Consider the following 21,904-nt stretch of genomic DNA (forward strand, 5'->3'; position numbering starts at 1 on the left):
AAAGCTTAACAGAGAATCAGATTCTTCTCCGTGCGATAAATGTGTCACTTTTATGCATGCAGCTAACATCCTGTTGGCCCGGAGATAAGCAATCACATGTCATGCGGATGAGATAACGGAGGGAGCCGACATGCGGACGGAAGGAACAGGATCAGGGCAGAGAATATGGCTAATCATGGGGATGCCACGCCGTGCACCGTGGGTATTGCCCGGCACGCACAGGCGCCGGTCTACGTCCTCGCATTCCTCCCTCTGACAACGAAAATACCGTCCTTTATGTCTGTGAAACGCGGCAGTAATACGCTGGCAAGCTTATCCGTTTTTTACACGCGGACGGCGGGTCGACCTGATGGCGTGGCGGTCCTATTCCTCTTCAGGCGACGGGTTTTCTTCCGTGAGCGTCGGCGGCGCAGGACTGAACAACCGTAGCCGGTTTTCCGGCGGCTGTGGACGGCCAAAATAGTACCCCTGAAACAGGGTACAACCTTCATTTTTCAGCTGTTCGTACTGTTCGCTGTTTTCCACTCCTTCGGCGGTAATCTGAATATCCAGGCTACGACTCATGCCAGTAATGGCACGAATAATCGCCAGTGACTCGCGGCTCTCCTTCATATCATTAATAAATGACTTATCTATTTTGATCTTATCGAAGGGGAATGAGCGCAGATAACTGAGCGAAGAGTAGCCCGTACCAAAGTCATCCAACGCGATGCGCACGCCAATTTCTTTCAGTTTCTGCAAGATACGGATATTGTCCAGCCTGTTATCCAACAACACCGACTCGGTGATCTCCAGCTCCAGCCGGTACGGAGCCAGCCCCGAATCCCTCAGTGCTTTCTCCACCACCGATACCAGAGAGCGGTTCTTAAACTGTAACGGAGAGAGGTTGACCGCCACGCTCTGCTGTTCCGGCCAGCCCGCGGCTTCGCGGCAGGCTTCAAACAGCGCATAAGCACCCAGGGCATGAATTAACCCGGTATCTTCCGCGACAGGAATAAAATCCATCGGCATGATCATGCCCTTCACCGGATGATGCCAGCGCATCAGCGCCTCATAGCTGATGATCTCCCGCCCCTGATCGTTGGTGATCGGCTGATAATAAAGTTTCAGATGACGTTCGGTGATCGCGGCACGTAGATCGTTTTCTATCATCCGCCGTTTGCTGGCCGCCTCACCCATTGCCACGGTAAAATGTTCAAGACGATTACGCCCGTTGCGTTTGCCCTCATACAGCGCCATGTCCGCACAACGCAACAGTTCATCGGCCGTGGTGATATCCTGGCCACCGATGGCGATGCCAATACTCATGCCAACAGACAATATCTGTCCGTCGATATGAAATGGCGGGTTAATGATATCAATCAACCGCTGCGCGATGATCTCGGCCTCCGTTGCGCTCGACAGGCCGGGCAGCACAACAGAAAACTCATCGCCCCCCTGACGGGCCAACGTATCCTGATCGCGCACCACGTCGCATAACCGGCGGGCAACGGCTCTCAGCAGGCCATCACCAACCTGATGGCCCAATGCATCATTAACGTTTTTAAAGTTATCCAGATCAAGGCACAGCACCGCCGTCATATGGTGCGAATTGAGGTCATTATGCAGCGCCTCATTCAGACGCTGGCTGAACAGCTCACGATTAGGTAACCCGGTAAGATTGTCGTAATGCGCCATACGGTGAATACGGGCATCGGCCGTACGCTGGTCAGTAACATCATCGGCTATCAGCAAAACATAGCTGCTGCGCACATCATTACCACGAATGATCGACGCCGTTGCATGAATAATTTTTCTCCCGCCACAGGTGATCAGCAACTGCTCATTTTTATTCACCCCGGACTTACGTTGTGCTGCCGATGCCAGCTGGGCAAAATATCTGCCCACTTCAGGCGTGGTGCAATCCACCAGCTTTTTTCCGCAGCTCTGCTGCTGGCTAATCCCCAGCAGCTGCTCCGCTTTGCTGTTCAACAGCAGAATTTCCTGAGACACCAGGTCTTCCACAATTACGCAGGAAGGGATATTGGCAATAATGGTATCAAGAAAGGTCGACAGGGAAGCCATACGCGCGCTGTTCTGTTCAGCCAGCTCCTTCGCCAGCAAAATTTCCTGCTCATACTCATGCACTTCCGTGCAGTCACGGGTAATTTTTGAATAGCCTATCAGCTGACCGCTTTCGTCATGGATCCCCTCGATCACCACATGCGCCCAGAAGACACTACCATTTTTACGGTAGCGCCAGCTGTGATCTTCAAAGCGACCCTCTTTGCGCGCCACGTCGAGGTTGATCGCAGGAAGACCCGAATGGCGATCCTTCTCGCTGTAAAAGCAGGAAAAATGCTTACCGACAATTTCGTCAGCGGTATAGCCTTTCGCCCGGCGGGCACCGGCGTTCCAGTTAACAATTATTCCTGCTGTATCGATCATATAAATGGCGTAATCGGTTACCCCTTCCACCAGAAGACGAAAGACCTGCTCACGCTTATGTTGCTCCTGAAACAGTCGCTGCTTTTCGGTACAATCACTGGTTATTTTTGCATAGCCAATCAGCACGCCATCATCATCATGCACAGCATCAATCACCACATGCGCCCAAAAGGCGCTGCCGTCTTTGCGATAACGCCAGCCTTCCACTTCATAGCGACCGGTGCCTTGTGCAATACGTAGCCCATGCTGCGGCAATCCCTTCAGCTGGTCTTCGGCACTGTAGAAACAGGCAAAATTCTTGCCGATAATCTCATGGGGCTTATAGCCTTTCGTGCGTTCCGCCCCACTGTTCCAGTTTGTCACGGTGCCATCAGGGCTCAGCATATAGATGGCGTAGTCAACCACGTTTTGTACCAGTAACCGGTACATTTGATCATTATTGTTGTTCATTTTTTTTCCGCCTTAAGGGGGCTTTCGCCACTCAGAAGATGGCTACAACGTACAGAGAAGCCCGCAAGGGCCGTTTTAATAAAGGCAAACAGGAAAAAAACCAGTCGGGCAGTTTCCCCGCGCACGCCGCTGGATCGGGAAAACCGTTACCAGAGAACACCTGTCAGGTTATCGGCCCGGTAGAAATAATATTCAGGATTAATTTTTCAGAGGATACAAAGAAGATAAGCATGCATGAGTTATCAAACCCGGATGGCACAACATGCCATGTCTGTATGACTTGTGTTTCTGACAAAAGATAAGTGGATATATCTTCCAATCGCCTTTAATACAGCACGGCAGCGTGCTGTTTTATTTTTCAGGATGGCGACCATATTGGGTTTTATAATTTTTAAATTTAACTTATGGTAAAAATAAGGCGCTGACAATTTAACTTTAGTATCGCTGATTTTCTTATTAAAGGATCGGCAGGGAGCTTGCCGTCACGGACGGTTGGCATAGAGTGGTATATTTAAAATGCAATATTTTTCATGCGGTTAATAAAAAATCACCCCGCTGCATTATCACATATTGTGCAACCTGAGCAGCGACGTTATCAATCCGCGTTTAATGACTACTCCAGCTGACTGGATCAACAACAGCGGCAGGCTACCCAACCATGTCTTTGATGAACTATGACGGTGAGCCTGTTGTTCATCCAGACGCATATATTGCCATCAGTGGTTACGCCATTTATCAGTAAACAGATAATATGCTGCTGGCATCATCGCTGACCGGAAAATTATTACTCACGCCAATAACTATCTAACACCTGTTTTATGCGCGTGTATTTTATTTTGATTCTTCTCAGATCAAATATGCTTCACCGCATTTTATGGCTGGCTGAAATAAAAATGTTACAAATACAGGAAGACTGACATCTGCGGATACAACCCCGGCAAGACCATTAATACTTTATCGCGTTAAATGAGTAAGTTACTGGTATGGAGTGGCTATGTTTAAATCTTTTTTCCCAAGGCCCGGTCTGTTTTTCAGCAGCGCCGCCATCTGGTGCGCTATCTCGATTCTTACCTGGTTCGCAGGCGGCAGAAACTGGCTATCACATTTTTCAGCTTTTGCTCATCCGCTGCCGCTGCCAGACAATGCCCTGCGCTTTGTCGCCCCCTCAGAAGTTGCTTTCTACCTTTATTATTTTGCGGCCTTTGTTATTTTTGCCGGTTTCTGGCGCTGGTTCAGCCCTCATCCGTGGCAACGTTGGTCTGTGGGCGGCTCCGCGCTGATTATCTTTGCTACCTGGTTCTCGGTTCAGGTGGGCGTGGCGATAAACGCCTGGTACGACCCGTTTTACAATCTGGTTCAGCGGGCAATGACACACCCCAATACGGTGAAGGTTGAATCCTTATACAGTCAGCTGGAAGGGTTTCTCAGTATTGCGCTGATTAACGTGATAATTGATGTGCTGAATATGTTTTTTATCAGCCATTATGTCTTTCGCTGGCGCACGGCCATGAATAATTACTATATGGCACACTGGCCGACGTTGCGCGGGATTGAAGGGGCCTCCCAACGGGTGCAGGAGGACACCATGCGCTTTTCCTCGACGCTGGAAGATATGGGCGTCAGTTTTATTAACGCCATCATGACGCTGATCGCCTTTTTACCGGTGCTGGTTGCCCTGTCGGCGCATGTGAAAAGCGTACCGTTCCTGGGCGCAATTCCTGATGCGCTGGTCATTTCGGCCGTGATCTGGTCACTGCTCGGCACCGGGATGCTGGCGATCGTTGGTATCCGGCTGCCAGGCCTCTCGTTCCGTAATCAGCGGGTGGAAGCGGCTTACCGTAAGGAGTTGGTCTATGGCGAGGACGATCCGCAACGAGCCAGACCGCCAACCGTAAAAGATCTGTTCGGCAGCGTGCGTAAGAACTACTTTCGGCTGTACTTTCACTACCTGTACTTCAATATCGCCCGTACTCTGTATCTGCAACTTGATGCGGTCTTCAGCATGTTTGTACTGTTTCCTTCCATCATCACTGGCGCGATTACACTGGGTCTGATGACGCAGATAACCAATGTGTTCGACCAGGTGCGCGGTTCATTCCAGTACCTGATTAACTCATGGCCGACGCTGGTGGAACTGCTGTCGATCTACAAACGTCTGCGCGGCTTTGAGCAACAGCTCAATGAAATCCCGGACCCGCATAACAGCGTCGCATAGCCCCGCAGAGCGTGCCAAAAAACAACATACGCGAAGGTATTAACCGGTGAATCCGGTTATATGCCGGGGTCAATATATCAATGATTGTGCGTTGACAAAGCGAGGCACCGCCATAATGCCTCCGGCAAAGTACCCCGGCCAGTATTGCTTCACTGACATGGCGAGCGGGCCGATCACCGTCACCGGCAGCAGTAATCAGCACTACCTCATTTTTATCACCGTCATGGCGTCCTCCCACCCGACAAGGCTCCCGGCAGATGGGATTGTGATAGCGATCGTTGAACAGCGCTCTTTGATGGCCTTGTTAACTCACCGGTTTTTCTGATCGATAAAAAACGGATTCACGATGCCTTTGCCAGGCTGACGGAACAACAGAAACGTCTGCTTCAGTCAGCGTCGTTTAAAATACCGTAACGGGTAATATGACAGTATTATGGCAGAAAAAATAAGGAAAATATGTGCAGATGATTAATGTGGTTAAAATAAGAAAAAACGTGTTTGAAAGTGCTACTAATTTGACATTGTTTTCGCTTTGTTTTTTTCTGATAATTTGGAATAGTGCCATTTAAAAAATAAACCCTGTTACAAAAACACACCAGAAAATTAATCAGCATCATTAAATAGCCATGCGCAACGGTGCTCCACACCCCCCACCCCTTGCAGAAAAAACAGGCAGGTTAATCTCACTGAAAGCCACGGCTACTCTGGCTTAAGAAGCATTGTCCTTCCTTGAAACGGATCACTGGCAAAGGGCAAGTGCAGCGGTATTAAGAACCGTTTTTCAACAAAGTGCCAGCCTCACAGAAAACGGCATTTGTCTTATTTTAACCCTATATTGTTATTAACAATTGCAGTGACCATATCGTTATTATAAAGTCCATTCATTCTATGAGAGATGCCAGAACAATAAATCACGTTTCCATTAACAATGACGCGCACGGTGTTAATCAACCATCAGTACAAATATAAAAAATCATCGGTCATCTATGGATTTTTTAATTACGTCAACACCAGGGCGTTAATCCGGGCAGGTCGAAAGGCCTGCTTTTTTTTTCCCATCACAGGCCCGTCTGCCACTGTCGTTAGCGGAATACGTTAATCGCTTCAACCAGGCGCGTTGCCTGCCATGCCATCTGCCCGGACGCCTGCACACCTTCTTCCATTCGTGCCGCATTTTTATGCGTGATACTGTCCAGCTCTTCTACCGCAATGCTTATTTCACTAAGCGCGTTGCCCTGTTCAGCAGTGGCGGTACTGATGTGAGCAATCAATGTGGTCACATTTTGTATCTCGTTGACAATCTTTTCCATGGTTCTGCCCGCTTCATTGACCTGACTGCTGCCAGATTCCACTTTTGCAACGCTGGTTTCTATCAGCGCCTTAATTTCGCTTGCTGAGGCAGCACTGCGCTGAGCCAGACCACGAACTTCCCCCGCCACGACCGCAAAACCTTTGCCCTGCTCACCGGCTCTGGCCGCCTCCACGGCAGCGTTCAGTGCCAGAATATTGGTCTGAAATGCAATCGCGTCAATTACGCCGGTAATATTGGCTATTTTCTGCGAATTTTCAGTAATTTCAGCCATCATGCCGATCATTTCCTGCATCATCTTACCACCCTGCATTGCCGCATTACTGGTACCGATCGCCAGGCTGTTCACCCGCTGTGCCGTGTCAGTATTACTCTGTACCGTGGCAGCCATTTCATTCATGGTTGCCGCCGTCTGCTGCACGTTGGCGGCGGCCTGTTCCGTGCGGCGACTGAGTTCGTTATTACCCTGCGCAATAGTATTACTGGCCTTCAGCACGCTGGCAGCCTGCCCGCTGACATCATCCACCAGCCAGCGGAACATCAGACCCAACTGTGCAACCGCACGCAGAGTGGTTCCCACTTCATCCACTCTGTCTATCTGCTCAACGTTGTGGCTTTCTCCCGTCGCCACCCGCAGCGCCTGTTGACACATACGTTCCACCGGGCGAGAGATCTGCTGCTCAAGCAGCGCCGAGAAAAGGAGCAGCAACACCGCCAGCAAGGCAGTAAATATTCCTATGGTTTCACCACGCAGGCCAAGCGCCCAGACCGCGGCAATACTCAGCGGCAGTTGCGCCATCAGCACCGAACGGATACGCCAGCGTAGTGGCATCGTTTTGCCGATGGAGGCCCAGCGCATCAGGCCGGTACGTACCAGCACACCTTTGTGAAAACGCCAGCCTTTACGTTTGCCCTTATTAAATCCGCGATAAAGCGACTCCGCCTGCTGGATTTCCTGCGGCGAGGGTCGGGTACGCACTGACATATATCCCTGTATCGCCCCATGACGGATCACCGGAACAGCATTAGACCGCACCCAGTAATGATCGCCATTTTTCCGGCGGTTTTTCACCAGTCCGGTCCAGGGTTCGCCCTGTTTTAATGTTGACCACATATCGGCAAAGGCTTCCGCTGGCATATCCGGGTGACGCACGATGTTATGAGGCTGACCATTAAGTTCATCGTGGGTGAAGCCGCTGATGGCGGTAAAGGTATCGTTGGAGTAGGTGATGTGACTGTTAGTGTCGGTGATCGACATCAGCGTGGCATGCGGGTCAAACACGTATTCCTGATGTGTGACGGGTAAATTCGTGCGCATTGCGAGGATCCTTGATGCAATTGTCGTAGCGGGATGACGAATAAATTATTCGTATTTCCACTATTTTCGGCGCATAGGTGGCAATCTTTAGCAAAATTTCCTGATAATGCTCAAAAGGTCATCGCGCCGCCTCAAAGCGAAGCGCGCATTATTCACAGAGAGAAGGCGCAAAAAAAAATAACTATAAGCTAATTAATTCATTACGTTACAGATGAATTTCGGCGTATTTCGACGATATCGTTGGCGGGATAGCCGATCCCGGCTCTCACCGGGATCGGAACATGGTCGCAGACCAATTTCTGGAAAAATCAGGATACTGAAGAACGCCTGAGCTTCGCCTCATAAGCTTTCGACTGCTCGCTGTCAAACTGGTTTTCCCACTTGGCGATAACCAACACCGCCAGCGCGTTACCAACGACATTCAGTGCGGTACGGGCCATATCCATGATGCGATCAACACCGGCAATAAACGCCAGGCCTTCCAGCGGAATGCCAACGCTGCCCAGTGTCGCCAGTAGTACCACAAAGGAAACACCGGGTACGCCCGCAATCCCTTTTGAGGTGACCATCAGCGTCAGTACCAGTACGATTTCCTGACCAATAGAAAGGTTAATACCGTACAGCTGAGCAATGAAAATCGCCGCAATGCTCTGATAAAGAGTGGAACCGTCCAGATTAAATGAATAGCCGGTAGGCACCACAAAGCTGGTGATTGACTTTGGCGCACCGTAGGCTTCCATCTTCTCCATGATACGAGGCAGCACGGTTTCTGAACTGGAAGTGGAGTAAGAGAGGATCAGCTCATCTTTCAGAATACGCATCAAAGTGGTAATGCGCAGATTACAGATACGGGCGACGATACCCAGTACCACAAAGGCAAAGAACAGAATGGCGGCATACACCAGGCACACCAGCTTAGCCAGCGGCCATAGCGAAGCAAAACCAAAATTGGCAATGGTCACCGCAATCAGCGCAAACACGCCAACCGGCGCATAGCGCATAATCATATGCGTCACTTTGAACATGGTTTCCGAGGTGGAACGGAACACTTTCAGCAGGGGTTCACGATGTTCAGACGGCAGTGAAGAGAGTCCAAGGCCGAACAGTACTGAGAAGAAGATAATCGGTAGCATGTCGCCTTTTGCCAGCGCCGCAAAAATGTTCTGCGGGATCAGGGACAAAATGGTGGCGACCAGACTGTGTGCGCCACTCTCCACCTGGGCGGTGGTGGCTTCATATTTAGAGATGTCCACCGTTGCCAGCGTTGACATATCAATGCCATGACCCGGTTGAAACACATTTGCAAGTGTAATACCGATCACGATGGCAATAGTGGTGATCACTTCAAAATAGATGATGGTTTTCAGGCCAATACGTCCGAGCTTCTTTGCATCACCCACCCCGGCAATGCCGACGACCAAGGTGGAGATGACGATAGGCACGACGATCATCTTAATCAGATGGATAAAGATATCCCCAGCTGGACTCAGAATGTTAGTGATTAACCATTCACGTTCAGAGGCTTGGTTATGCAGTATTGCTCCAACGATAATCCCCAGTACCAATGCCGCCAATATTTGCCAGGCAAGGCTAAATCTTACAGCTCTCATAATATTGTTTTCCTTTAAAACCCGTTCTCCGCACATAACATGCAGAATGAATTACTCCAGGGGAGGACAGGCCGAAATCGGCTAATTCGCGGATAATTGATGGTTAATGACTGATTTTCCGGTTTCTGTATCTACCATTTTAACGGGTATAAATGCAACCCTGTATAATATATAGCTACCGGAGTCTTGACTGACAGGATAAAACTCCAGATTGTTCGGCACCGAATAAATCATTGTTATAATTGGCAATATTCTAGTCTCATTTCGCATAGCTATGCAATATATGCATCATCATCATATCCATAATCTAATTCAATTGATTAAGTTTCAACCAGATTAATTTCTCAGCACGGCTATTGGTGGCAGCCGCAGGGCAAAGGTTTCGCCCGACAGGATAATGTTCAGTCCTTGCGTGGTATGGCGTGATCCGTGACGCAAAAAGCAAACAAAGCATACCGGCTCGCTTCACTTAACCTTCATTTGACATATCATTAACAACTTCAAGGAGATCAGCTATGAGCCAATTACACCGTCATCCCGTTCCCACCAGCATTGCGGAAAATGCCCTGATCAATGCCCAACAGTACTCATTGATGTATCAGCAGTCCGTACAGGATCCCGATGCGTTTTGGGGCGAACAGGGGAAAATACTCGACTGGATTAAGCCCTACACCACGGTGAAAAATACCTCTTTCGCACCGGGCAATGTCAATATCCGCTGGTTTGAGGACGGTACGCTGAATCTGGCTGCTAACTGCCTTGACCGGCATCTGCACACCCGTGGGGAGCACCCGGCCCTCATCTGGGAAGGGGATGACGCCCGTGAAAGTAAGGTACTGACCTTTCGTGAGCTGCACCGCGAAGTGTGCCGCTTTGCCAACGCCCTGCTATCGCTTGGCGTGAAAAAAGGCGACGTAGTGGCTATCTATATGCCTATGGTGCCGGAAGCTGCCGTTGCCATGCTGGCCTGCGCCCGCATCGGAGCCATTCACTCCGTTATTTTTGGCGGCTTTTCACCTGAGGCGATCGCAGGCCGGATTATTGACTCAAACGCCAGGCTGGTGGTCACCGCGGATCAGGGCGTGCGTGCAGGTCGGACAATTCCGCTGAAGAAAAATGTGGATGACGCGCTGGCTAACCCGGCAGTCACCACCATCACTAATGTGGTGGTATTCCGCCGTACCGGCAATGAAACCGGTTGGCAGAATGGTCGGGATATCTGGTGGCATGAGCTGATGAACAGCGCCAGCACACATCATCAGCCGGAGGAGATGCATGCTGAAGATCCGCTGTTTATTCTCTACACTTCCGGCTCCACGGGAAAACCGAAAGGTGTATTGCATACCACCGGCGGCTATCTGGTTTATGCTGCCACCACCTTCAAATATGTCTTTGATTACCACCCTGGTGATGTCTACTGGTGCACGGCTGACGTCGGCTGGATCACCGGCCACAGCTATCTGCTTTACGGACCGCTGGCCTGCGGTGCCACCACCCTGATGTTTGAAGGTGTGCCCAACTGGCCCACACCAAGCCGCATGGCAGAAGTGGTAGACAAACATCAGGTCAGCGTGCTCTACACCGCTCCGACGGCCATTCGTGCACTGATGGCCGAAGGCGACAAGGCGATCGCCGGGACAGACCGCTCCAGCCTTCGTATTATGGGCTCCGTTGGCGAACCCATTAATCCTGAAGCCTGGGAGTGGTACTACCAAAAAATCGGCAACGGTCGCTGCCCAATTGTTGACACCTGGTGGCAGACGGAAACCGGCGGTTTTATGATAACCCCGCTACCCGGCGCAACCGAACTGAAAGCCGGGTCCGCTACCAAACCGTTCTTTGGCGTACAGCCAGCGCTGGTGGATAATGAAGGCAATCCGCAGGATGGCGCCAGTGAGGGCAATCTGGTGATTGTTGATTCCTGGCCAGGCCAGGCGCGCACGCTGTTTGGCGATCATGAGCGCTTTGAACAAACCTATTTTTCAACCTTCAGCAACATGTATTTCAGTGGTGATGGAGCACGCCGTGACGAAGAGGGATATTACTGGATCACCGGTCGTGTTGATGATGTATTAAATGTCTCCGGCCACCGCCTGGGAACAGCGGAAATTGAGTCGGCGCTGGTTTCGCACAGCAAAATTGCCGAAGCGGCGGTGGTAGGCATACCTCACAACATTAAAGGTCAGGCAATTTACGCTTACATCACCCTGAACAGCGGAGAAGAACCCTCCCCGGAGCTGTACAGCGAAGTCCGTAACTGGGTGCGAAAAGAGATTGGCGCCATTGCCACCCCGGATGTCCTGCACTGGACCGATGCCCTGCCCAAAACCCGCTCAGGGAAAATTATGCGCCGCATTCTGCGCAAGATCGCTGCAGGGGATATCAGCAATCTGGGCGACATTTCGACACTTGCTGACCCTGCCGTGGTGGAAAAGCTACTTGAAGAGAAACAGAGCGTTAAAATGCCCTGAATGCGTGGGATGAAAGCCACAGCAAGTAAGAAAAGAGAAAGGGCGGGGTAATAAATTCCGCCCTTTCCATTGCATCAAAAATGCAACGATGCGCCGACATACGGGCCATCGGCAATCACGTTATCCCGGTGTCCGTCTTTGCCATTTAGCGCCATATACTGATAGCCAACATGTACATCAACCAGTGATACTGGCTGGAAACTGACGCCCGCCGACGCTTCCTGGTAGTTATCAATATGGCTGGAGAAGGCATCCGGCGAATAATAGTACTGGCCGTAAATATTGAACATATTGGTCACCGGTACGCTGACGCCCAGCCCTACGGCGATGGCATAGCCATCTTTGCTGTTACGTGGATTGCTGGAGATCGCTTTTACACCCGGCGTCAGGAACACATCACCCAGCGCCACGTTGTAGCCCAGCCCTACGCTGCCCATGCTGCCGTCGTGGTCGCTGCGTAACCAGTTACCGGTCAGGGCGAAGCCTGGTGACGTGGTACCTAATCCGGCATGTAAATTGGTGTACTCACGCCCCACATCCACACCGCCTTCAATCGCCTGCGCCGAACCTGCCAGCGCCAGCAGCGCCAGGGCGCCTGTGGTCATTGCCACTGCTTTCATTTTGTTCTCCTGATCAATGTACTCACGCCTGTATACCGGCGTTATAGCCGAGAATAAATCATCATCAGGCGGAATAACATGAGGGCAAGTCTGATTTGACTAACATTGAAATACAGCAGGTAACATAATGTGCCTCAGCGGCCACTCACAGGCAACGCCAGATACAAGACAGCGCGCCGGTTGAATGGCAATAAAGAAAACGGTATAAAACGCAACCTGAACCGGCCACATCAATTGACAGGTTTGAGTGACCGCCCTGGTCTGCAAGCGCTTTACCACGCTGCTCTGCGGCAACAGACAGTTCAGGAATTATTACCAATTCAGGTCGGTTGGCTATATCGCCTGTGGGTCTCATGAACATTATCAAATAATAAAGATGTGCTTTTTATTCCGTCCTGAGTTTTTTGTGCAGGAATATAGATACCAAATTTGCTGTAATGATTTTTTGAGTTGTGCGCGCCAAATGAGACATCCGAATAAAAGAGTATTTTTCCATTAATTGCCACCTGAATAAGGGGGTTATTTCTGTTCCAGATCACCCTTATTTTAAAGGTATACCATGCCTGAGGGCAGTCGAGAACGGCTATTTTTTTCTTTAATACCCGGCCATTTTCAGAGTTAACAGAAATGAATATTTCATTTTCATTTCTTACATTAAGGGATATAGCCGGGCGGCCTCCCCCACTGGTTTTCATATTACCACCTGTTTCTTTCAATTGAAAAAAAATAGCACTATATGCAGCATATCCCAGTCGCATCTGAAAACCATATATGGAATCAGTCTGCATATTAAATGGATTTTTGTGCGCAAGCTCGACTCTGAAATTTTCTTTTTCCTTGGGAAGGTTAAAACGCAACACCTCAGTATCATCTTTACCTACCCAGCTTCCCCTCTCGAAAAGAATAGATCTATTATCAATGGCTTTTGACATTTCATTAAGTCCCGAAGGGCCTAATTGCTCATACCCCTTTGTATTAATACTGATATTATATTTTTTTAATGATTTTATTCCATTCGAAAAAGATGTTTTTATATGTTCCAGTTTTTTACCCCGTCGATGAACAATGGGATCGGTTGATGTCTCATTTTGATTGACAGTCAAACACTCGCCAGGGACATTATATACCTCTCGGATATTTCTTACAAAAGGCTGCTGGAGTAAAGGTCCTTCAGTGGTGGCCACATTCGGATTATTTGTTTGCAAAACAGAGTTGAAATTACTGAGTGTTACTGCTGGCATAATCGTTCCTTGATAGAAAATATCACAAAGTATTAATACATCAATGTTGAATAAATGTTAGCAGAAAGCCAACCTTTCCCGGACAGATAATAAGAGCACGGCAAAATAAAATCCGACCGACTGGCTTTCAGAATATCCGGTTTGCTCCTGCCTGCATACCACAAAAGCAAACTGGTTTATATTATGCTTCTTTTTCACTGAGCAACGTTTCCAGCAGATCAAGCTCGTGCTGGATTTTTCGCATGGTTTCATTGCTGATTTTCTGCGTCGCGCGCAGATGGTAAAGCTCACCACGCTCTGCCCGCAACGCCGTCAGCCGGAAACGGCGTTCCAGATTCTCGGCATACAGCGCCTGCTCCAGATCGTCCTTGCCATCCACCCGCCGACGCAGATTGCCAATCACCCGTGAGCCGATCTCTTTCAACAGTTCGGGATCGATATTCTCTTCGGTATCAACCCTCAATCGTTCTTCCATTTTATGCAGACTTTCAATGGCGGTGCCCGCCATTACCGCACGGGCCATCTGCATTTCGTGTCGATGGGCGGTCTTATCCATCCCTTCCACCCCGCGCAGCAGCAGCGGTAACATCACCACACCTACCAGCAGGGAAAACAGGATCACCCCCGTTGCCAGAAAGACCAGTTCATAACGCGCCGGAAACCCCTCACCATTGGGAAGAAACAGTGGAACAGACAGAACGCCCGCCAGCGTAATCGCACCGCGTACCCCGGCAAAAGAAGCAATCAGCAACTCGCGCAGTGAATAATGAGTGAACTCCATCGGATGTCTTTTCAGCAACCGCTTGCTGATCAAACGCATTGTCCACAGCCAGATAAAACGGACGACCATCAGTGCGAGGTACACCATCACCACGGATACCACCAGCATCCAGAAATCGACATTCGGATCGGCATTTGCTTCAGTGACAGAAATCTGCAAAATGTCCGGCAGTTGCAGCCCCAGCATCAGGAATACCATCCCGTTAAAGACAAACTCCAGCATCTGCCAGACGCTGTTGGCACGCAGACGCATTGCCAGTGGGGCCTGGCGAATAATCCCGGATCGGGTAATGGTCATCCCCGCCGCCACCGATGCCAGAATCCCGGAAAAACCAATATGTTCCGCAATCAGGTAGGAAGCAAACGGCAGCAGTAGTAGCAGTACCGTCTGCGTGGCAGGATCGTCACCGCTCCAGCGGCTGAACAGACGCAGGGAACGACCATATAACCAGCAGATAGCGATCCCGGCCAACAAACCGCCGAGCGCCACCTTAACGAACTCCAGCGATGCACCGGAAACGGTAAACACCATCGTCCCCATCGCCACTGCCACGGCAAATTTCAGTGAGACCAGACCGGATGCATCGTTCATCAGCGCCTCGCCCTGCAAAATCGCCATGATTTTCTTGGGGATGCGTCCTTCGCCAACGATACCGGATAGCGCCACGGCATCCGTTGGCGACAGCACTGCCGCCAGGGCAAATGCAGGCAGCAGCGGGATACCCGGCACCAACCAGTAGATCAGGTAGCCGATCCCCACTACGGTGATCAGCACCAGCACCAGCGCCAGACCAATGATTTCCCGGCCATGATGCAAAAACTCACTGGTTGGCGTTTTCCAGCCGTCAGCGAATAACAGCGGTGGAATAAACAACACCAAAAACAGCTCCGGGTCAAAATCCACATGCAGCCCAAAGGTGGGCCAGGCAAGTAACGCGCCTAACACAATCTGCACTAATGGCAGTGGAATTTGAAAAGGGATGATGCGGACGGCAACCCCAGACAGCGAGACCATTAGCGTAAGTATCAGAATAGTAAAAAATATTTCCATGTTATCCTTAAAAAAACTCGTCCAGGTATTTGCCACAAACCTACCCTGCTGAGGGGTGGTGCAGGTGAACAGTAAAACAAAAATATAAACCGTTTAAAAACAGGATATGTGCGATCGCGGAGAAAAAAGAAAGGAAATGCAAATAAAAGAGGCCGGATGAACGGCCTCAAGGACCAGCGTTAAATCGCCCAACCACCGGCATAGAAAGCCACCAGCGCCACGGCGATCGCCACGGTGCCAACATTCAGTTTGCGCCACTCTCCGGCACAAAGACGACCAATAACCAGTGCAGCAAAACCCAGCATAATGCCGGTGACAATGTTACAGGTCAGCACGATGAACACCGCAGCCAGCAGGCCTGACATGGCATCAACAAAATCACTGAAATCGATTTTTGACACATTACTTAGCATCAGCAGGCCCACGTACATCAGGGCAGGTGCGGTAGCATAGCCCGGCACCAGATACGCCAGTGGCGAAAGGAACAGGATAAGCAGAAACATAATGCCCACCACCATAGCGGTAAGACCGGTTTTGCCGCCAGCGGCGGTTCCTGCGGCAGATTCAATGTAGACCGCTGCCGGAGCGCCACCCACCAGACCGGAAAACACGCTGCTCAGTGAGTCCGTGGTAAGTGCCCTGCCACCGTTAATAATCTGCCCCTCTTTATCCAGCAGATTCGCCTGCCCAGCCACCGCACGAATGGTTCCGGTAGCATCAAACACGGCGGTCATTACCAGCGCCAGTACACTGGGCAGTACGGCAGGTTTTAGCGCCGCGAGAATATCCAGACTGAACACCAGCGAATGTCCCTGCGCATCAGACAAGGAAGGCATGGCAAACAGCCCCTGATATTTCACCGCTGGATCAAAAATCAATCCGGCGATGGAAATGGCAATTATCGTCAGCAAAATCCCACCGGGCACACGCCGCTTTTCCAGACCGAAAATCACCGCAAGACCAATCAGAGACATTATTACCGGAAAGGAGGCAAAATTGCCCAGTGCAACAGGCAATCCTGGAGCAGGATTTTTTACCACCAGCCCCACGCCATCCGCCGCAATCAGCAGCAGAAACAGACCGATCCCCACCCCCGTTCCATGCGCCACACCCATCGGCAGATTACGCAAAATCCAGGCGCGAATGCCGGTTGCTGAAATTAACGTGAACAGCACTCCCATTAAAAATACCGCACCCAACGCCACCGGCACGCTGATATGCTGGCCCAGCACCAGACTGAACGCCGTAAACGCGGTGAGGGAGATAGCACAACCAATCGCCATCGGCAGATTAGCCCACAGCCCGATGATTAATGAACCAAAACCCGCTACCAGACAGGTGGAGACAAATACGGCCGTCGGTGGAAAGCCCGCCTTACCCAGCATTGAGGGCACGACAATTACTGAATAGACCATTGCAAGAAAGGTGGTGAGGCCAGCTATCACTTCCTGGCGAACAGAACTGCCGCGTGCAGAAATTTTAAACCAGGTATCCAGCGAGCCGCGGGCCTGATAAGAAGGAGTTGCCATGTGAGAAAATCCCCTGAGATTTCTTATGATTTATGGAAAGGCAAACGATTATCCTGCCTTTATCAGTGCATTTTCAACTCCTGACTGTGCATATATTCAGTCAGTGCGCCGATGACGTGCTGGCAGTTAACCGATCAGACTCTACCCATCCGGTGAGGGACACCGTAATAGTACTTTCTTATGGAAGCGTCTCCCTCGTTCGCGGCGCAAACCACTTACTCCAGCGTGATTTTTCCGCCCTTATCCACCGCCCGTTGCCAGGCAGCACGATGCTGAACCCTGGTGAGCCATGCCTGAATAGCCGGACTGTTCGCTGCACCACCACGGCTGGTGAGCGCCTGCAACGGAAAGCTCATTTGTATGTCGGCAATGCTGAATTGCGATCCGGCGAACCACTCGTTATCCGCCAGATGATGCCCGATAAAATCACGGTGAGTGGCAAGCTGCTTATCCAGATACCCTTTTTGTACCCCTTTGCCAAACGCGCTGCCGACCGGACGCAACAGCCAGGGCACCGGGGGTTTGCCGAGGCGGCTGAAAATCAGCTTCATCACCAACAAGGGCATCAGCGATCCTTCCGCATAGTGTAGCCAGTAACGACACTGCAAACGGGCGTCCTCATCGGTCAGCGTCAGCCGGTTTTCGCTGTCATAGCGTTCCTGAAGGTATTCAAGAATGGCACCAGATTCAGCAACAGTAAGGTTCCCATCAGTGATCACCGGAGACTTGCCCAGAGGATGGACTTTCTTTAGCGACTCAGGGGCCAACATGCTGCTTTCACGCTGGTATTGTTTGATTTGATAGGGGAGTTCAAGCTCCTCCAGCATCCACAATATGCGTTGTGAACGGGAGTTATTTAAATGGTGAACAGTGATCATAGCCGGTCCTTGTGTGCATAAAGAATATTCAGTATAGACATCACGACTTTCTCGCTGGCTCCAGCAGGATAGCGCCGGTGCCGCGCTCACTGAGCCGGTCATCAGGATTACGCAACGGGCAGTCCGCCATTGACAGGCAGCCACATCCGATGCAGCCATCAAGGTCATCGCGCAGGCGGGTCAACGTATTGATACGGTTATCCAGCTCCTCTCGCCACTTACCGGAGAGTATCGCCCACTCTTTTGACGACATGCGTTTATCCACAGGAAACTGCATCAGGTGCTCACCGATGGTGGCGAGAGGGATGCCGATACGCTGGGCAATTTTAATAATCGCTACCCGCCGTAGCACATCCCGGTTGTAGCGTCGCTGGTTACCGGTATTACGGAAGCTGCTGATTAATCGTTTCGTTTCATAGAAATGCAGCGTGGAGACCGCAACGCCGCAACGCTGTGCTACGTCGCCGGGCGTCAGTTCACGCTTGTTCAGAGCGCGATGGTTTTTTTTCATTTGTCGCTTTACCTCAAGTTAACTTGAGGAATTATACTCGGCAACCATTGAAAAGATGAAGTAAACCTTATCCGCTATTCCACGACCACCAGCTCAGCTGTCAGCAACCGGGGAGAAGACAACGTATGCATGACGACATCATCAACACCCTCACCCACTGGATTGACAGCAATCTGGACAAAACACTCTCTATTGATCAGGTAGCTGCTAAATCAGGTTATTCAAAATGGCATTTACAGCGGATGTTTCGCACGGTGACACGCCAGACACTGGGAGGCTACATTCGTGAACGCCGTCTGACTCTGGCCGCAGAAGCATTACGCCAGACTCAGCGACCGGTTTTTGATATTGCCATGCAGTACGGTTATGAATCGCAGCAAACCTTCTCCAGAGTATTCCGGCGACAGTTTTCTCTGACTCCGACAGCCTATCGCCACTGTATGCGTCGCCGCGCCCGCTCACTGATATGAGCCAACGCGAGCGGATGGCCTGCGCGCACGGGTGCCGTACCATCCAATCACTCAATGATGAAACCGTTTTACCGCAGGCCCTCGCAAAGCAGAACCCTTTTTCAGATGGACTGGCTATTTTCACTGTGCAAAGCACTCTCAGATGCGCATGAAAAGTGGTCTGCTTTTTTTTCAGATGATATAATGTGACTCTGGTCACACTTTTATGACTCTCTGGTCAGTTCAGATGAACGGTATTGCTGGCAATTTTTCGTCTGAATGGTGATGACAATTCACTGCCAGCCTGATTTATCCCGGAGTTTGCAAAAGAGATGGGTACCATAACCGCCAGCCTGGTATTAATGAGATGGGAACTGGTCAGTGCAGTGATGATGTTTCTTGCCAGCACTTTTAACCTAAAGTGCCGTCAGGCCAGCCATAACGCGATGGCTTTCGTTTTTACCGGCGTGGGAATCGGTATGTCATGTTGGTTCGTGACTGGTCTGCTGGGGATCACTCTTAACATGGACAATCTGCTCAATTTCTGGAAAATCACCAAAGATGTGTTTGTGGATGTCATGAGCCACACCCCAACTGACTATCCTGTACCGTAAAAATTATCCGCCGCGTGCTGAAAAGAAGCGACAGATAATTTCTGCCGTCTGTCAGACTTTCTTGAGTTCTGCCGGCAAGGCCACCACGCGGTTTAAGTCTTTTACTGTTGTCAGGGTCTTACGATCCTGAACCCACATATTGCCCATGATTTCATCCAGCCCTTGATCCAGGCCAGTCACCATGCCCGCTCCGGGGGTGAACGTCAGTTCACCAAAGTAAATCTGTCCTTCATTGATATACCAGTCCACCCGAACGTAATCGAAATCACCGGTCAGTTTTTTACTCAGCTCCAGCGCTTTCTCCAGCGCAGGCATTTCACTACTGATATCGAAACCGGTATCGCGGATCTTGTAAAAACAGTATTTCAGGCTGTTGACGTAGAAGTTCATCGACAATGGCGCATCACCAATACGGTTGTAAATGACTTGCAAAACATACTCGAAATTACCGTCTTTCTTATTAAACATGTGGAATTTATAGTCCACCGCAGCAAGTTTACCGTCACCAACATACTGCTCAACCAGAATACGCGGCTTGATATAACGATAATGAATCTCACGCGCTTCCAGTGAGAAATCACGGCTTAACCATTCTTCACAACGTTTTACCAGTCGTTGTTTTTGGAAATTATCCGGCTCCTCCAGCAGGATTTCCACCATCCCCGATCCATGATTAGATTTGATCACCGTGTTTTTTAGCGATGCCAGCGTCAGCAACGTAGCCGGTCGTGATGTCTCATGAACCATAGGAATCAGATAATTATTGCCAATGGTTTTTGCAATGTAATCTCTCACCAAGATTTTATCTGAAAGAATGCCATAACGAACATGATCGCCGGTGACAAACTTACGATGAAGAATCTTTTCATTGAACAACTTCGGCTGATTAATATTCGGTAATTTTTTAAATCTCCGAAAATAATAAATCCGATCCTGATAAGCCCACGGTATTTTCCTAAAAAGGTACAGTACGCTTTTTCTCAATTGGGTTTTGAGCTTCAACATTTTTACCTCAATTTGTATGTTTTGTAGTTGAGAGAGGAAAGCTGTATTTTAAGAATGACGCCATTCTTAAAGAAATAATTCATTACGGTCAGAGACAGAAACTCGGTAATGAGTACACTCCAGGCAGCGCCAGTTAATCCCCAGATATGAATGAAATACCAGTTGGTCACCAGGCTAATCACGACCAGCAAAACAATTTTTACCAACAGATAATGAAACCCACCTTCTTTCACCATATAGCGGTAAGCGATTGTCCCCATCGCCGAAAGGCAGGTTGCCAGTGACAACAACGTAACGAGACTTCCCGACTGCATGTAGTCATGCCCATAAAGGGTACGGATGAGACGCTCACCAAATAAGGTGACCAACAGGAGCATCAGCAATGAAATCGCCATCACGTAGCCATACAGCCTTGCAGCCAGCTTTACTGCAACCTCCGTGCGCTCTCTGAAGATTTCAGTGAAGCTGGAGGTAATAATTGCCGCCGGGATAAAAATCCAGGAAGCAGAAATCGTATTGGCAGCGGTAAACAATCCTAACTGATGTGCCGATCCGCCACCCACCAGAAAAAACGGTGCAAGTTTCACCTGAACCGAGATGAAAACGCTGGAAATGGCCAGCGGCAATCCTGCCTGAAACAGATAACACAGGTAGCTACGTTGCTTACGCTTCGGTGGTGGACAGATGCTGTTGGCCTGATAAAACATACTGCGTTTAATAAGGTACGGCAGAAGTGTGACCGAGACGATAGAAAGAGACAGCCACAGCGGGCTGAGTTTTAGCCATGCGACACTGAAGCTGAGTGCAAAGCTGAGTATCATTCCCATCGCATTAGCGAGTGTATTCATGCGCGATTTTAGCCGCGCATTGTTATAGACGCTAAAAATATCCTGAGTGACAAAAATCGCGGACAGAAAAGAGGCAATCGTAAAGATAAGAAAATTTTCCCGCATCATAAGCCAGACATAAATTAATACCGGCACGGACAGTAATAATAACAATACTATTCGTAGCTGCTTAGCGACGGCCATCAGCCGCATCCCTCTGGCTGCACTCTTGCTGATACTTTTGAACAGAAGAGTTTCCGTGCCAAAAATAGCGATTGTCTGAATAATAGAAAAAAGCGAGGCAGAAAATGTTATTTGTCCGAATACCGACGGACCGAATGACCTGGCTACGTAAGATGTAACAAATATCACACCGAAGACCGAAACCACTTTTTCAGACATCATCCAGGCGGCATTTGATAACACACTGTATTTCATCGAGGAATCCTGTGTAGTACTAAACTAAATGCTGAACACGGCACATCCTTGCCTACAAGGGAAATAAGCATCTCAAAACCGTACAAAAAGACGGTCCTGAAAGGATTTATTGTAAAAAAGAAACCAGGCTGCTTTTATTTTAGGAATTTATTGATAGAGCA

Annotated in this window: 15 protein-coding genes and 1 pseudogene; 5 read left to right on the forward strand and 11 right to left on the reverse strand. The window is 49.8% G+C overall.

The genetic code is table 11. The annotated features are described in order from the left end of the window. Positions 1 to 363: 363 nt before the first annotated feature. Positions 364 to 2,877, reverse strand: a complete 2,514-nt coding sequence (locus tag EB241_RS19055; RefSeq protein ID WP_124234661.1) for a sensor domain-containing protein — start codon at positions 2,875 to 2,877, stop codon at positions 364 to 366. A 994-nt stretch (positions 2,878 to 3,871) separates the two neighbouring features. Between EB241_RS19055 and sbmA the strand changes: the two genes are divergently transcribed. After that, on the forward strand, positions 3,872 to 5,092 hold the full coding sequence (gene sbmA / locus EB241_RS19060; RefSeq protein WP_124234662.1) for a peptide antibiotic transporter SbmA: 1,221 nt from the start codon (positions 3,872 to 3,874) through the stop codon (positions 5,090 to 5,092). 115 nt (positions 5,093 to 5,207) lie between these two features. After that, positions 5,208 to 5,417 carry a hypothetical protein gene (locus EB241_RS19065; RefSeq protein ID WP_124234663.1) on the forward strand — a complete coding sequence of 70 codons (210 nt, stop codon included), beginning with the start codon at positions 5,208 to 5,210 and terminating at the stop codon, positions 5,415 to 5,417. A gap of 757 nt (positions 5,418 to 6,174) precedes the next feature. Here the strand turns inward: EB241_RS19065 and EB241_RS19070 are convergent. Together EB241_RS19070 and gltP are read right to left on the reverse strand one after the other, a co-directional pair. Beyond that, positions 6,175 to 7,719, reverse strand: coding sequence for a methyl-accepting chemotaxis protein (locus EB241_RS19070; protein WP_124234664.1), 1,545 nt, complete (start codon positions 7,717 to 7,719; stop codon positions 6,175 to 6,177). A 308-nt stretch (positions 7,720 to 8,027) separates the two neighbouring features. Further along, complete coding sequence (gene gltP / locus EB241_RS19075) at positions 8,028 to 9,329, reverse strand: glutamate/aspartate:proton symporter GltP (protein ID WP_124234665.1); 1,302 nt, start codon at positions 9,327 to 9,329, stop codon at positions 8,028 to 8,030. Positions 9,330 to 9,844: 515 nt separating this feature from the next. Between gltP and acs the strand changes: the two genes are divergently transcribed. Beyond that, the gene (gene acs, locus EB241_RS19080; protein ID WP_124234666.1) at positions 9,845 to 11,800 is read left to right on the forward strand and encodes an acetate--CoA ligase; all 1,956 of its coding nucleotides are present in this window, start codon (positions 9,845 to 9,847) and stop codon (positions 11,798 to 11,800) included. A gap of 74 nt (positions 11,801 to 11,874) precedes the next feature. Here acs and EB241_RS19085 read toward each other — a convergent pair whose 3' ends face one another. The 6 genes from EB241_RS19085 to soxR form a co-directional block, all read right to left on the reverse strand. Beyond that, the gene (locus tag EB241_RS19085) at positions 11,875 to 12,420 is read right to left on the reverse strand and encodes a YfaZ family outer membrane protein (protein ID WP_124234667.1); all 546 of its coding nucleotides are present in this window, start codon (positions 12,418 to 12,420) and stop codon (positions 11,875 to 11,877) included. 320 nt (positions 12,421 to 12,740) lie between these two features. After that, a complete protein-coding gene (locus EB241_RS19090) occupies positions 12,741 to 13,661 on the reverse strand; it encodes a heparin lyase I family protein (protein ID WP_124234668.1) in 921 nt (306 codons plus the stop codon). Between the two features lie 181 nt (positions 13,662 to 13,842). Continuing rightward, complete coding sequence (locus tag EB241_RS19095) at positions 13,843 to 15,492, reverse strand: Na+/H+ antiporter (protein ID WP_124234669.1); 1,650 nt, start codon at positions 15,490 to 15,492, stop codon at positions 13,843 to 13,845. Positions 15,493 to 15,671: 179 nt separating this feature from the next. Beyond that, positions 15,672 to 17,021, reverse strand: coding sequence for an NCS2 family permease (locus EB241_RS19100; RefSeq protein ID WP_124234670.1), 1,350 nt, complete (start codon positions 17,019 to 17,021; stop codon positions 15,672 to 15,674). Positions 17,022 to 17,236: 215 nt separating this feature from the next. Further along, positions 17,237 to 17,899, reverse strand: a complete 663-nt coding sequence (locus EB241_RS19105) for a glutathione S-transferase family protein (protein ID WP_124234671.1) — start codon at positions 17,897 to 17,899, stop codon at positions 17,237 to 17,239. 40 nt (positions 17,900 to 17,939) lie between these two features. Then, on the reverse strand, positions 17,940 to 18,410 hold the full coding sequence (soxR, locus tag EB241_RS19110; protein WP_124234672.1) for a redox-sensitive transcriptional activator SoxR: 471 nt from the start codon (positions 18,408 to 18,410) through the stop codon (positions 17,940 to 17,942). Between the two features lie 125 nt (positions 18,411 to 18,535). Between soxR and soxS the strand changes: the two are divergent. Beyond that, a pseudogene (soxS, locus tag EB241_RS19115) lies at positions 18,536 to 18,865 on the forward strand (superoxide response transcriptional regulator SoxS); the annotation flags it as partial. Between the two features lie 326 nt (positions 18,866 to 19,191). After that, on the forward strand, positions 19,192 to 19,473 hold the full coding sequence (locus EB241_RS19120) for a YjcB family protein (protein ID WP_124234674.1): 282 nt from the start codon (positions 19,192 to 19,194) through the stop codon (positions 19,471 to 19,473). A 51-nt stretch (positions 19,474 to 19,524) separates the two neighbouring features. On the opposite strand, the gene EB241_RS19125 is transcribed toward EB241_RS19120, so the two are convergent. Together EB241_RS19125 and EB241_RS19130 are read right to left on the reverse strand one after the other, a co-directional pair. Beyond that, the gene (locus tag EB241_RS19125; protein WP_124234675.1) at positions 19,525 to 20,478 is read right to left on the reverse strand and encodes an ATP-grasp fold amidoligase family protein; all 954 of its coding nucleotides are present in this window, start codon (positions 20,476 to 20,478) and stop codon (positions 19,525 to 19,527) included. A 2-nt stretch (positions 20,479 to 20,480) separates the two neighbouring features. Continuing rightward, positions 20,481 to 21,743, reverse strand: a complete 1,263-nt coding sequence (locus EB241_RS19130; protein ID WP_124234676.1) for an MATE family efflux transporter — start codon at positions 21,741 to 21,743, stop codon at positions 20,481 to 20,483. Positions 21,744 to 21,904: the final 161 nt, after the last annotated feature.

Origin of the sequence: Erwinia psidii (assembly GCF_003846135.1) — a bacterium.
Classification (GTDB): Bacteria; Pseudomonadota; Gammaproteobacteria; order Enterobacterales; family Enterobacteriaceae; genus Erwinia; species Erwinia psidii.

What these genes read in the sequence shown, in the direction of transcription:
- EB241_RS19055 (WP_124234661.1), bottom strand. Translation starts at nt 2,877, where the DNA reads ATGAACAACAATAATGATCAAATGTACCGGTTACTGGTACAAAACGTG.
- sbmA (WP_124234662.1), top strand. Translation starts at nt 3,872, where the DNA reads ATGTTTAAATCTTTTTTCCCAAGGCCCGGTCTGTTTTTCAGCAGCGCC.
- EB241_RS19065 (WP_124234663.1), top strand. Translation starts at nt 5,208, where the DNA reads ATGCCTCCGGCAAAGTACCCCGGCCAGTATTGCTTCACTGACATGGCG.
- EB241_RS19070 (WP_124234664.1), bottom strand. Translation starts at nt 7,719, where the DNA reads ATGCGCACGAATTTACCCGTCACACATCAGGAATACGTGTTTGACCCG.
- gltP (WP_124234665.1), bottom strand. Translation starts at nt 9,329, where the DNA reads ATGAGAGCTGTAAGATTTAGCCTTGCCTGGCAAATATTGGCGGCATTG.
- acs (WP_124234666.1), top strand. Translation starts at nt 9,845, where the DNA reads ATGAGCCAATTACACCGTCATCCCGTTCCCACCAGCATTGCGGAAAAT.
- EB241_RS19085 (WP_124234667.1), bottom strand. Translation starts at nt 12,420, where the DNA reads ATGAAAGCAGTGGCAATGACCACAGGCGCCCTGGCGCTGCTGGCGCTG.
- EB241_RS19090 (WP_124234668.1), bottom strand. Translation starts at nt 13,661, where the DNA reads ATGCCAGCAGTAACACTCAGTAATTTCAACTCTGTTTTGCAAACAAAT.
- EB241_RS19095 (WP_124234669.1), bottom strand. Translation starts at nt 15,492, where the DNA reads ATGGAAATATTTTTTACTATTCTGATACTTACGCTAATGGTCTCGCTG.
- EB241_RS19100 (WP_124234670.1), bottom strand. Translation starts at nt 17,021, where the DNA reads ATGGCAACTCCTTCTTATCAGGCCCGCGGCTCGCTGGATACCTGGTTT.
- EB241_RS19105 (WP_124234671.1), bottom strand. Translation starts at nt 17,899, where the DNA reads ATGATCACTGTTCACCATTTAAATAACTCCCGTTCACAACGCATATTG.
- soxR (WP_124234672.1), bottom strand. Translation starts at nt 18,410, where the DNA reads ATGAAAAAAAACCATCGCGCTCTGAACAAGCGTGAACTGACGCCCGGC.
- EB241_RS19120 (WP_124234674.1), top strand. Translation starts at nt 19,192, where the DNA reads ATGGGTACCATAACCGCCAGCCTGGTATTAATGAGATGGGAACTGGTC.
- EB241_RS19125 (WP_124234675.1), bottom strand. Translation starts at nt 20,478, where the DNA reads ATGTTGAAGCTCAAAACCCAATTGAGAAAAAGCGTACTGTACCTTTTT.
- EB241_RS19130 (WP_124234676.1), bottom strand. Translation starts at nt 21,743, where the DNA reads ATGAAATACAGTGTGTTATCAAATGCCGCCTGGATGATGTCTGAAAAA.